This is a genomic window from Microbacterium sp. M1A1_1b (assembly GCF_053345565.1).
Genome location: NZ_JBKFAJ010000002.1, coordinates 243350 through 254706 on the forward strand (window position 1 = coordinate 243350; position 11357 = coordinate 254706).

The following is an 11357-nucleotide window of genomic DNA, read 5'->3' on the forward strand; positions in this document are numbered from 1 at the left end:
GCGACAAGGGGGACGAACCCCGGAACGTGATCGTCGCGTCTCGACGACCCTACGACCCGGGGTACGTCGGGACAAGGGGAACGTGTCCCCACTTCAGGGGACCATCAACGAAGCGCGGTGCGCGGACGGGTCGAGAGTGACCGCGTCCTCCTGTATGGTGGGGAGCGCGTCCGCAAGGGCGCATGGAGACGTCGCATAGTCCGGCCGAGTGCACCACCCTGCTAAGGTGGAGTCCCCTTTTGGGGACCGAGGGTTCAAATCCCTCCGTCTCCGCACGAACCCGTTCACGACACGGCACCACGCACGACGAAGCCCCTCTGGTCGCCAGAGGGGCTTCGTCCGTACCGGGGTCGCGCGTCAGTCCGTGCTGGTGGAGTCCAACCAGCGGATCCAGCCCTCGAGCTGCGCCTTCGCGCTGTCGAGCGTGCTGTGGGTCCCGTTGACCTCGCCGCCGGTGGACCGCAGCACGTAACCGTCCCGCCACGAGACCACACCGACGAGCTGCTGCCCCGAGGATCCCTCCCAGTGGCTCTCGTCGACCTCGACCCACAGGACGCCGTCCAGGAGCGTCATCGGGAACACCCCGGGTCGGGAACAGAGCACGGGAGGACGGGTCGAGCCTGCATGGTTGCTTCCGGTCAGCATCGGACGAGAGATCGTTCCAGCGGCCGGGGGTCAGGGTCACCTGACGAGGACAGTAGTCCGGTCGACTGCGCATCGCCCGGGTACCGGTCGCGGCGCGCGTCGCGCCCCGTGGCGGGCGTCGCGCCCCGATGAGACGGGGTGCGACGCGCGTGCGGGGGCGCGATCCCGGCGTGCTCCGGACTGGAGGCCCGGTGCCGGTGAGCCGGTCTGCGCACCGGCATCGGGCCTCCAGTCCGTCTGCTGGTCACCGATCAGGCGACGGTGGCGGGAGCTCGGAAGTGCGTGCCGGGCTGACGGCGTGGTGCGAGCCTGTTGCCTCGCACCATGCTGCCGACGCCGCACCGCGTCGACCGGCGCGCCACCGCCGCACCGCGCACGCCGGCCCCTCACTGCGGCGGCGCCGTCGTCCCCCGCACCACGAGCTCCGGCGGCACCAGGGTCATCGTCGCCGGTGGGTGCACGCCGGTCCCGATCAGTGCGACGAGCCGTTCGGCGGCACATCGGCCGACCTCGACGTTGTGCGGGTCCACCGTGGTGAGGTCCACCAGCGGCGACGCGGCGAGCGGGGTCTCGTCGTGGCCCACCACGGACACGTCCTCGGGGACGCGCAGGCCGAGGGACCGGGCGGCTGCGATCGCGCCCATCGCCATGACGTCGTTCGCGGCGAAGATCCCCGTCACGGACGGATGCCGGGTCAGCACCGCGATCGCGGCCTGGTGTCCCGCCTGTTCGGAGGTGGCGCCCTCACCGACCACGACGGGTGCGATGTCTGCGGCGATCATCCGGTCGACGGCGGCGACGCGCCGGGCCGCGGCGGAGCCTCCCGTCCCGCTCAGGTGTGCGACGGAGCGGTGCCCCAGGTCGAGGAGGTGCTCGATCGCCAGGCGGGCGCCGGCGGCTTCGTCCGAGGCCACCACGTCGACGCCGAGCGGGGCGAGCGCGCGCACGCCGGCGACGACGACCGGGGTCGCATCGGGGACGTCGAGGTCGGGGGAGCTCTCGGCGGCGAGCACGATCCCGTCGACGCGGAGCGACACGAGGTCGTCGAACGGCGACGATGCCAGGTGGGCGTTGGTCGTCGCGTCGGCCAGGGTCAGTCGCAGGCCGTGCGGTTCGAGGGCCTTGCGGATGCCGTCGAGCATCGGGACGTACCAGGGGTTCCGGAAGTCGTCGACGACGACCCCGATCGTCCGGGTGCGTGTCCCCGCGAGGATCGCCGCGGCACGGTTGGGTCGGTAGCCCAGGTCGGCCGCTGCGGACAGCACGGCAGCGCGGCGCGCATCGGACACCCCAGGGTCGTCCCGCATCACCATCGAGACGAGCGACTTCGACACCCCGGCGCGGGCGGCGACGTCGATGATCGTCGGTGGTCGCCGATCGGTCACGCGGACTCCTTGACAGGACATGGGGTGGTCGGGCTACAGTCTACGCATCCGCTCTGGAACGTTCCAGAGCATCTGGGACGCGATCACGACGAGGTGCACAGCATGCCGACCACGACCACCAGCATCGGAGCCGCCGTCATCGGCGCAGGCATGGCGGGCAAGGCCCACATGGCGGCCTGGCGCAATGCCCCGACCCTGTTCGGCCCGACACTGCCGCCCGTTCGCCTGGTCTCGGTTGGCGACGTCGACGAGCCGCTCGCCGCCCGGGTAGCGGCACGGTTCGGGTACGAGCGCCACGACACCGACTGGCGGGCGATCGCCGCGGCCGACGACATCGACGTGGTGAGCGTCGTCGTCTCGAACCGACTGCACCGCGAGATCGTCGAGGGGCTGCTGGCGGCGGGCAAGCACGTTCTGTGCGAGAAGCCGCTGTCGGACTCGCTCGAGGACGCCCGGGCCATGGTCACCGCCGCCGACCAGGCAGCAGAGCGCGGCCAGGTCGCCCGCGTGGGCTTCACCTACCGTCGCGCACCCGGACTGGCGGCGATCCGCGAACTGGTCGCGGACGGCACCCTCGGCCGGGTGTTGCACGTCTCGGGCCGCTACTGGACCGACTACGGCGCCTCGCCGGGCGTCCCGTTCTCATGGCGCTTCGCCGGAGCACCCGGCACCGGTGCGCTCGCCGACGTCGGATCGCACCTGGTGTACGTCGCCGAGTTCCTGGCCGGCGACGTCCGGAGCGTCCGCGGCGGACTGTTCACCACGACGATCACCGAGCGCCCCGTGGCCGCGGGGCACGCCCTGCGCGGGCAGCACGCCGAGGTCACGGGGGAAATCGCCGCGGTCGAGAACGACGACTACGCCACGTTCGCCGCCAGCTTCGGTGACGGCGCGGCGGTCGGTTCACTCGAGGCGTCCCGTGTCGCCTCCGGGCACCCGAACGGCCTGATCGTCGAGGTGTTCTGCGAGCGGGGGGCCGCACGGTGGGACCAGGAACGGCCGTCCGAGATCGGGCTGGCGCTGCAGGCGGACGGGTCGCGCGTGGGCGGGTACCGGCAGGTCGTCCTCGGCCCCGACCATCCCTACGTCGCCGGTGGCATGGCGATGGACGCCCCCGGGGTCGGCTGGGGCCAGAACCAGATGTTCGAGTACCAGGCACGGGCCTTCCTCGACGAGGTCGTGGGCGCAGCCGACCCGCTGCCTGCCAACGCCACCTTCGTGGACGGTCTGCACAACATGGAGGTCCTGGACGCGGTGGCACGGTCTGCCGCGGCGGACGGGGCGTCCTTCCGGATCGGCACGAGCGCCGGGAGCCCCGACGTGGTCATCGCCGAGGAGCAGCACGCATGAAGCTCGGCCTGTACGACGCGATCCTGCACGACCGCCCCCTCGCCGACGCGCTCCGCGTGATCGCCGACAACGGCCTGACCGGCATCGAGCTGAACACCGGCGGCTTCCTGCCCCCGGTGCACGTCCCCGACATCGACCGCATCCTGACGGACGACCGGGCGCGCGACGACTACCTGGCGCAGTTCGACGGCACAGGGGTGTCGATCGCGGGGCTGAACTGCAACGGCAACCCGCTGCACCCCGACCCCGTGATCGGCGCCGCCCACGCCGAGGACGTCCGACGGTCGATCCAGCTGGCGGCGCGCCTGGGCCAGGACCGGGTGGTGACGATGTCCGGCCTGCCCGCGGGGGAGCCCGGCGGCACCCGGCCGAACTGGATCGTGAACGCGTGGAACTCGGCTGCCCTGGACGTCCTGGAACACCAGTGGAGCGTCGCGGTGCCGTTCTGGCAGGAGATCGACGTCCTCGCCCAGGAGCACGGCGTCAAGGTCGCGCTCGAACTCCACCCGCAGAACCTCGTCTTCAACCCGGCGTCGATCCGTGAGCTCGTCGAGCGGGGCGGACTGACCAACGTCGGCGTCGAGCTCGACGCGTCGCACCTGTTCTGGCAGCAGATGGACCCGATCGCCGTCGTCCGGGACCTCGGGCCGCTCGTGTTCCACGCCGCAGCCAAGGACGTCCGGATCAACCCGCACGCCGCGATCAACGGCGTGCTCGACAACTCCTTCCGCCGGCTGGCCCCGAGCGAGCCGCGGACGAACCTCGGAGGTGACGAGTGGGCGAACGAGTGGCCCGCGCCGTCCGCGTGGGACTTCGTCGCCCTCGGCAAGGGCCACGACCAGGCGTGGTGGACCGAGTTCCTCCGTGCCCTGCGCGAGGTCGACCCGGACATGTGGGTGAACATCGAGCACGAGGACACCGAGCTCGGACGCGAGGAGGGCGTCGCCGCAGCAGCACGCGTCCTGCTGGCCGCGGACGCGGCCCTGGCCGTTCCGTCCGGACGCGACTGAGCGGACGCGTCCGGTCGCGACTGCGTGGTCGCGACCCCGCGTCACGGACGGGAGGCGCGGTGCCGGTGAGCCGGTCTACGCACCGACATCGGGCCTCCAGTCCGACTGCCGTGGTCCGGACGGCACATCGGTGACACATCCTCCGGGTGCTGTCACCGGCCCGATGTAGCATGCGCGGACATCGAACCGAGGAGACCTGCGTGCCGGAAGCCCCCGACCTCGCCTTCCCCATCGACCGGGTCCGTGACGCCGGTGCGGCGATCATGTCCGCAGTCGCGACGGTGGTGGACGGCAAGACCGACGCCATCCGCACGGCGCTGACGGTCATGCTCGCCGAGGGACACCTGCTCGTCGAGGACGTGCCCGGCGTCGGCAAGACCGTGCTGGCGAAGGCCCTCGGCGCGTCCGTCGGCGGATCGGTGAACCGCATCCAGTTCACCTCGGACATGCTGCCGTCCGACGTCACCGGTGTGAACATCTTCGACCAGTCCTCGGGCACCTTCCGGTTCTCGCCCGGTCCGGTCTTCGCGAACGTCGTCATCGGCGACGAGATCAACCGGACCAGCCCGAAGACCCAGTCCGCGCTGCTCGAGGCCATGGCCGAGTCGCAGGTCACGGTCGACGGTGTCACCCGGCCGCTCGAGTCGCCGTTCATGATCGTCGCGACGCAGAACCCGGTCGACATGGAGGGCACGTACCCGCTGCCCGAGGCCCAGCGCGACCGGTTCATGGCGCGCATCGCGATGGGGTACCCCAGCGTCGAGGCAGAGCGGCGCATGCTCACCGCGCGCGGCAGCCGCGACCCGCTCGAGTCGGTCCGACCCGTGGTCGACGTGCAGTCGCTGCGGGGCATGATGCAGGCCGTCCGGCAGGTGCACATCGCCCCCGACGTCGAGGCGTACGTCATCGCGATCGTCCGCGCCACCCGCTCGCACCCCGACCTGGTGCTCGGCGCGAGCCCCCGTGCCACGCTGCACCTGGCGCAGGCCACGCGCGCGCACGCTGCACTGCTGGGGCGCCCGTTCGTCACCCCGGACGACGTCGCCGAGCTGGCGCCGATCGTGCTGGCGCACCGCCTGGTCCCCGTTGCCCGTGGTCTGGGTGGTTCGGCCGAGGACACCGCACGCGAGATCGTCGTGCGCGTCGTCGCCGAGACCGCTGTGCCGTTCACCGCGGCGCCCGTGCGCTCCTGATGTCCGGGTCACCGGTGCGCCTGCCGTTGTTGCGTCGTGCGGGTGCTGCCCGCTCGACGCTGGCGCGGCTGACCCGCCGGGGAACCGCGATGCTGCGTCGGACGCCGTTCCCACGGCCGACCGCGCGCGGCTGGACGGTCATCGCCGTCGGCGTCGGCCTGGTGTGCGGCGGACTCGTCGCCACGACGAGCGTCGCCGTGTCGGCCGGGCTGCTGCTGCTCGTGCTCGTGGTGCTCGGGTTCGCGATGGCGTTCCTGGTCGCCGCGCCCCTGCGCGGATCACGGGTGGCGCCCCGCGCGATGGTGCAGGTCGGCGAGGTCTACCGCGAGCGGATCACCCTGCGGGGCACGACCCTGGCGCTCGGACCTCGATCGACGTTGCTGGTGCGCGAACAGCTCGACGACGCCTTCGCCAGCGTGAGCGACGCACAGGCGTACGTCGAGGTCGGGCCGAACCTGCCGCCCGCCGTGTTCGACGTCGAGGCCCTGGCGATGCACCGCGGCCGCACCACGATCGGCCCCGTGACCATCCGTGTCGAGGACCCCTTCGGCCTGCTCCGCATCGACCGACCGGTCGTGATCCCGGAAGAGGTCGTCGTCGTCCCGTCGTCGACCCCGTTGTCGGCGATGGACACCGGCGCACTGGCCGGTGCGGTCTCCGCCGACGAAGGTCGCGTCGGGCAGGGCGGGTCCGCCGACGACAGCGAACTCCGGCCCTACCGACCGGGCGACCCGATCCGTCGGGTGCACTGGGCGCAGAGTGCCCGGCGCGGCGAACTGCACGTCCGGCAGACCACCCAGGCGCAACCCCCCGAAGCGGTGATCGCGCTCGACCTGCGCCGCGAGTCGTACCAGCAGCTCGGGCGGGACGACCTGGCCGAACTCAGCGACCTGGGCGGCGACGCGGCCTTCGAGCACGCGGTGGTCGTCGCCGCCAGCGTGGCCAGGGCGCTGGCAGCACGGACCTCGCGCGTGGTGCTCGTCACCGACGACGTGGGCGGAGCGACCCGGCACACCGGCGACGCGGGCGGACTGACCGACGTGCTGGTCGGGCTGGCCGACGTGCACGTCCGCAGCGACGCGCGCGCAGTGACCGCCGTCCTGCCCGAGGTCCGCGGTCGCGACGTGCACGGCATGACCGCCGTCGTGACCGGGCACTGCACCGCCGAGCAGGCCGCCGAACTCGTCTCCTCGACCAGCGGGTCCAGCCGGGGCATCCTGGCGACCATCGTGCCGCCGGACCCGGTGGTGCGGGGCATCCTCGACCGTGGCGGATGGCGCACCCTCGTCGTCCCCGTCGCCGGGACCGGAGCCGTGCGATGACGACCGCGACCGCGGGGGAGCGCCGCACCGACGTCCGCGAGATCCTCGAACGTGACGACGTGGTCCGCGGCCCCTCGCCCTGGGTCGTCGCCCTCGCCCCGGTCCCCGTGCTCATCGCCGCGCTGGCGTTCCGGCCGCTCGTGCAGGGCGTCGCGTGGTGGACCTCGGCGGTCGCGATCGTGGTCGTGCTGGTCGGCGTCGTCCTGACGGTGCGCCGACGACCGCCCGGCGTCCGCTTCGTCGCCCTCGTCGCGACGCTCATCGCCTGCTCGTGCGCCGCGGCGCTCGTGAACGACATCCAGCCGCTCGGGTGGATCGACGGCAACGGCGCACTCGGCCAGACCATCGCCGCCATCCGGTTGAACCCCGCCCCGCTGCCGCAGACGGATGCCATCCGCCTGGTCGTGACCGTCGCGATCGCGTGGGTGGCCGCGGCGTCGATCTTCCTGGCGACCGTCGCGCCGGCGGCAGCGCTCGCCGCGGCACCCGCGCTCGTCATCCTCATCGTCCCCGGTGTCGTCACCGGGACCCCGGCGAGCACCGGGCTCGTGGTCGCGACCGGCCTGGCGTTCCTGGCGCTGCTGTGGTTGTCGGTCCGGCCCGTGCAACGCGCACTGCCCGCGACGGTGGTCGGTGCGATCGCCCTGGTGGTCGCCGTCGGGCTGCCGTCGATCGTGCCGTTGAACGCGAGCTGGTTGTCGGGCGTCACGGGAGCGATCCAGTCGCCCATCCAGCCCGGACGCCCCGGCACGCTGCTGAACCTCGGGCAGGACCTGCGGCGACCCAACGAACTCGAGGTGTTCCGCTACCGCACCTCGGACGGGCAGCCGGAGTACCTCAAGCTCGCCGACCTCGACGACTTCGGGTCCGGTGACTGGGTGCCGACGGTCACGGACGTCAGCAACGCCCCGACTGCCGACCAGCCGCGGTACGCCGTCGGCGTCAACCCACGGCTGGCCAGTCGGGGCGACGTGACCGTCCGCATCACCGGGCTGTCGAGCAACTACCTGCCGGTGCCCGCGGGCGCCGTGTCGATCCAGTCGCAGTCCACGAACCTCGAGCTGGACCAGTGGCGGTGGATGGGGGACTCGAGCACGGTGCGGTCGACGGGACCGGCCACCCGTCGCGGCGCCACCTACCAGGTGTACGGGTCGTCCACCTTCGCCAACGCCTACCTGGACGCGGTCGACGCGTCCGGGCGGCTCGGCAGCTTCGAGGGTCGCGGCTACCAGACGCCCTCGACCGCGGAGCTCCGCACCGACCGACAGCTGCCGAAGGACCTGCCGAAGAGCATCTCCGCGGCCGCTACGCGGGTCGCCGGTGGGGCGGCGACGCAGTACGAACAGGCCCGAGCGCTGGAGCAGTGGTTCCGCAGCGACCTGTTCACCTACTCCGAGACCGCGCCCGTCGAGCAGGGGTACGACGGCGACAGCATGGACGTGGTCGCGAAGTTCCTGCAGGTACGCCAGGGGTACTGCGTGCACTTCTCGTCCGCCATGGCGGTGATGGCCCGGTCGCTCGGCATCCCCTCGCGGATCGCGGTCGGCTACCGTGCCGGCGGCACCGCCCAGGACGGCGAGTACACGGTGTCCAACCGGCAGCTGCACTCGTGGCCCGAGCTGTACATCAAGGGTGCCGGGTGGGTCGCGTTCGAGCCGACGCCCGACTCGGACGCGGCCGCCACCGCCGATCCGCAGCCGACGGCGACGCCCACCGCTGCCGCCCCCGAGACGCCGCTGCCCGCGCCCGACCAGGCCACACCGTCCACGACGGCCACGCCGACCCCGAGCGCCTCGGCCGAGGCCGGCGCCGCCACGTCCACCGGCGGGGGCAACGGCCCGTGGGGGCTGCTCGTCGGGATCCTCATCGCCCTGGCCGTGCTCGTCGCCCCGGCGTTCGTCCGTGGTGTCCGCCGTCGCGTGCGACTGAGCGAGGTGGCCTCCGGGCGTTCCCCGGCGGTCACCGCGTGGCGCGAACTGCTCGACGACGTCGCCGACCACGGGTACGCGCCCGGACTCGCTCCGCCCGATGACGCCGCCGCGGTCGCCCGGACGGCGCGGGCGGTGCTCGGTCGGCTCCGGACGACGGTGCCGACAGAGGTGGTCGGCCACCTGGAGACGGTCGTCGACGCGATCGACCAGGAGCGCTACGCCGCCGCCGGTTCCGTCGACGGCGATCGGTTGGTCGCGGTCCTCCGCACGGCGCGGGTCGCCCTGGACGCGTCCGTCACCCTGCCGGCGCGCGTGCGGTCGCGCCTGCTGCCGCCGAGCCTGACGCCCTCGTCGGCCTGGTCGCACGAGGGGCGGCGGCGCCGGACGGCCCAGTCGTAGCGCGGTCCGCGGTCCGTGGTCCGCGGTGCGCACGGTGCGAGGTTGGCGGCGTGCTGTCGTGGTGCGCACGGTGCGAGGTTGCGTCCCCGTGCGCACGTGGTGGCTCGGTGCGAGGCTGATCGCCTGCACGGGGCGGTCAACCTCGCACGGAGCGCCGTGCGAGGTTCGCGCACGGAGCGCCGTGCGAGGTTCGCGCACGCAGCACCGTGCGCGGTTCGCGGCAGCGTCAGCGCCGGCGGATGACGGCTTCGACGAGGGCTGCCACGACCTCGCCGGGATCGACCGCGTCGAGCGCGGGGGTGTCGAACACCAGACCGACGTTCGTCGCGATCAGCGCCTGCGAGAGGACGTCGAGCGGCATCCCGGGGTCCACCTCGGGATGCGCGCCGAACCACAGGCTGACGAGTCGCTCGACGCCGTCCTGCAGGACGCGGCGCTGCCGGACGAACTCGGGCATGAACTCCGGGTGGCGCGTCGCGTAGCCGCGGAACTCGGACAGCAGCGCGAACTGTTCGCGCTGGTCGTGCCGACCGAAGGCCGTGCGCACGACGTCGCCGATGTCGGTCGCGGTGACGTCGGGGTCGACCAGGTCGTCGAGTGCGCCGAGCACCAGGTTGGTCGCACGCTGCATGACCTGCGCGACCAGGTCCTCCTTCGACGAGAAGTTCGAGTAGACGGCGCCCTTGCTGAAGCCGGCCCGGGCGGCCACGTCGTCCAGCCGGGCCTCGTGCACGCCCAGCTCGGCGAAGGTCGCGGCACCGGCGGCGAGCAGACGTTCCCGGACCTCGGCCCGCGGCGTCCTGGTCGAGGTCGGGCCGGTCGAGGTGGGCCCGGTCGCGGCCGGCCCGGTCGAGGTGGGCCCGGTCGGCGGGGTGTCGTCCGGGGAGTCGGCGTCGCGCATCTGGTCCTGCTTCAGATGGGTGTCCCTGACACGGTGGCCGAGCCGTGGGACAGGCGTGGTGATGGGGGTGCCCCGTCATCCTGGTGGTTGCGGTGCGCCACCGGGAACCTGCCGCGCCGCGCGTCTGACCACGCGCGGTGCGGTGGAGCCCCCAGTGGCTGCACACCCCGTGTCGTTCCGGCCGGTACCGCCGCATTCGGGTCGCGTCGGTGTCGTCCCGGGCCCTGGTGCTCGCAACACGCCGTGCACGAAGGGCGACGTCGGGATGAGGTACGCCGGGCATCTCGATACCCGGCGGTCTCGATGATAGGCGTCGGGCCGGGCGCGTGGAAGGTCCGCGACGCGAACGGGACACCGCCCGGGCGCGTCAGTGGTCGTCGTCGGTGTGCACGCTGCCCGGGCCGCGTCGACGCCCGGGTCGGCGGAGCAGCCGCACGGCATCGGGCCGCGGTCCGCGACCTCGGCGCAGCAGCCGCACGGCATCGGGCCGCAGCCCGCGGCCCCGGCGCAGCAGCGATGCCAGGGTCGACTGCGGCTGCCAGTCGCGCCCGTTCGGCAGGCCCCACCCCCAGCGCACAGCACCCCAGCGCAGCACCAGGGACAGCACGACCGCGGCGACGATGCCGATCGTGGGGGACCCGAGCGCCGAGGCGATGACCATCACCGTCGAGGCGGCGACCGCGACCGAGGCGTACAGCGCATTGCCGCCGAACACGGCCGGCACGCGGCGCAGCAGCAGGTCGCGGCCGACCCCACCGCCGACGGCCGTGATGGTGCCCATGATGATCGCGGCCGGCCACTCGAGCCCGGCGTCGACGGTGCGCTGCACGCCAACCACGGCCCAGAACCCGATGACGGCGGCGTCGAGGAACGTGAACAGGCGGTCCCAGCCGCGTTCGGAGAACGACACGAAGAACGCGACCAGCGCTCCGGCGACGGCGACCGGCACGTACAGCGGGTCGGTCAGGGCGACGGGCGGCCCGTTCTGCAGCAGGACGTCGCGGAGCATGCCGCCGCCCAGGCCGGAGACGAACCCGACGACCACGAACCCGAACAGGTCCAGTCCCATCGACCGGGCCACGGCGCCGCCCAGCAGCGCGGACGCGAACACCCCGGCCAGGTCGAGCACGTTCGTGACGGCGGCGAGTCCGTCCGCCGAGAGCAGGTTCATGAGAACCATCAAACCCCACGCCGACCGGGTCGACGGGAAGCCAGAAGTAA

At 72.9% G+C, this 11357-nt stretch carries 9 protein-coding genes and 1 tRNA gene; 6 read left to right on the forward strand and 4 right to left on the reverse strand.

What is annotated here, in order from left to right; genetic code table 11:
• Nucleotides 1–184: 184 nt before the first annotated feature.
• A tRNA-Ser gene (locus ACLBWP_RS05770) sits at nucleotides 185–273 on the forward strand.
• An 84-nt stretch (nucleotides 274–357) separates the two neighbouring features.
• Here the strand turns inward: ACLBWP_RS05770 and ACLBWP_RS05775 are convergent.
• Nucleotides 358–573 (reverse strand): hypothetical protein, encoded by a 216-nt coding sequence (locus tag ACLBWP_RS05775; RefSeq protein WP_243562494.1) that lies wholly within the window; start codon nucleotides 571–573, stop codon nucleotides 358–360.
• Between the two features lie 458 nt (nucleotides 574–1031).
• The gene (locus ACLBWP_RS05780) at nucleotides 1032–2030 is read right to left on the reverse strand and encodes a LacI family DNA-binding transcriptional regulator (protein WP_243562492.1); all 999 of its coding nucleotides are present in this window, start codon (nucleotides 2028–2030) and stop codon (nucleotides 1032–1034) included.
• A 102-nt stretch (nucleotides 2031–2132) separates the two neighbouring features.
• Here ACLBWP_RS05780 and ACLBWP_RS05785 point away from each other — a divergent pair, with 102 nt between their 5' ends.
• The 5 genes from ACLBWP_RS05785 (at nucleotide 2133) to ACLBWP_RS05805 (ending at nucleotide 9235) form a co-directional block, all read left to right on the forward strand.
• Entirely contained in the window at nucleotides 2133–3380 is a 1248-nt protein-coding gene (locus ACLBWP_RS05785) for a Gfo/Idh/MocA family protein (protein ID WP_447654446.1), read from the forward strand.
• Nucleotides 3377–4390 carry a sugar phosphate isomerase/epimerase family protein gene (locus ACLBWP_RS05790; RefSeq protein WP_243562488.1) on the forward strand — a complete coding sequence of 338 codons (1014 nt, stop codon included), beginning with the start codon at nucleotides 3377–3379 and terminating at the stop codon, nucleotides 4388–4390. Before ACLBWP_RS05785 ends, ACLBWP_RS05790 begins: the two co-directional genes overlap by 4 nt.
• Nucleotides 4391–4560: 170 nt before the next feature.
• The gene (locus ACLBWP_RS05795) at nucleotides 4561–5583 is read left to right on the forward strand and encodes an AAA family ATPase (RefSeq protein ID WP_447654447.1); all 1023 of its coding nucleotides are present in this window, start codon (nucleotides 4561–4563) and stop codon (nucleotides 5581–5583) included.
• Nucleotides 5583–6905, forward strand: a complete 1323-nt coding sequence (locus ACLBWP_RS05800; RefSeq protein ID WP_243562486.1) for a DUF58 domain-containing protein — start codon at nucleotides 5583–5585, stop codon at nucleotides 6903–6905. The genes ACLBWP_RS05795 and ACLBWP_RS05800 overlap by 1 nt, the downstream gene beginning before the upstream one ends.
• A complete protein-coding gene (locus ACLBWP_RS05805) occupies nucleotides 6902–9235 on the forward strand; it encodes a transglutaminase family protein (RefSeq protein WP_447654448.1) in 2334 nt (777 codons plus the stop codon). Before ACLBWP_RS05800 ends, ACLBWP_RS05805 begins: the two co-directional genes overlap by 4 nt.
• A gap of 226 nt (nucleotides 9236–9461) precedes the next feature.
• Here the strand turns inward: ACLBWP_RS05805 and ACLBWP_RS05810 are convergent, their stop codons facing one another.
• Both ACLBWP_RS05810 and ACLBWP_RS05815 read right to left on the reverse strand, forming a co-directional pair.
• Nucleotides 9462–10136 carry a TetR/AcrR family transcriptional regulator gene (locus ACLBWP_RS05810; protein ID WP_447654449.1) on the reverse strand — a complete coding sequence of 225 codons (675 nt, stop codon included), beginning with the start codon at nucleotides 10134–10136 and terminating at the stop codon, nucleotides 9462–9464.
• 367 nt (nucleotides 10137–10503) lie between these two features.
• The gene (locus tag ACLBWP_RS05815; RefSeq protein WP_243562480.1) at nucleotides 10504–11307 is read right to left on the reverse strand and encodes a trimeric intracellular cation channel family protein; all 804 of its coding nucleotides are present in this window, start codon (nucleotides 11305–11307) and stop codon (nucleotides 10504–10506) included.
• Nucleotides 11308–11357 lie beyond the last annotated feature (50 nt).

Excerpts from the sequence above, each read along its gene's own strand:
- ACLBWP_RS05775 (WP_243562494.1), bottom strand. The coding sequence starts at position 573 with ATGACGCTCCTGGACGGCGTCCTGTGGGTCGAGGTCGACGAGAGCCAC.
- ACLBWP_RS05785 (WP_447654446.1), top strand. The coding sequence starts at position 2,133 with ATGCCGACCACGACCACCAGCATCGGAGCCGCCGTCATCGGCGCAGGC.
- ACLBWP_RS05790 (WP_243562488.1), top strand. The coding sequence starts at position 3,377 with ATGAAGCTCGGCCTGTACGACGCGATCCTGCACGACCGCCCCCTCGCC.
- ACLBWP_RS05795 (WP_447654447.1), top strand. The coding sequence starts at position 4,561 with ATGCGCGGACATCGAACCGAGGAGACCTGCGTGCCGGAAGCCCCCGAC.
- ACLBWP_RS05800 (WP_243562486.1), top strand. The coding sequence starts at position 5,583 with ATGTCCGGGTCACCGGTGCGCCTGCCGTTGTTGCGTCGTGCGGGTGCT.
- ACLBWP_RS05805 (WP_447654448.1), top strand. The coding sequence starts at position 6,902 with ATGACGACCGCGACCGCGGGGGAGCGCCGCACCGACGTCCGCGAGATC.
- ACLBWP_RS05810 (WP_447654449.1), bottom strand. The coding sequence starts at position 10,136 with ATGCGCGACGCCGACTCCCCGGACGACACCCCGCCGACCGGGCCCACC.
- ACLBWP_RS05815 (WP_243562480.1), bottom strand. The coding sequence starts at position 11,307 with ATGAACCTGCTCTCGGCGGACGGACTCGCCGCCGTCACGAACGTGCTC.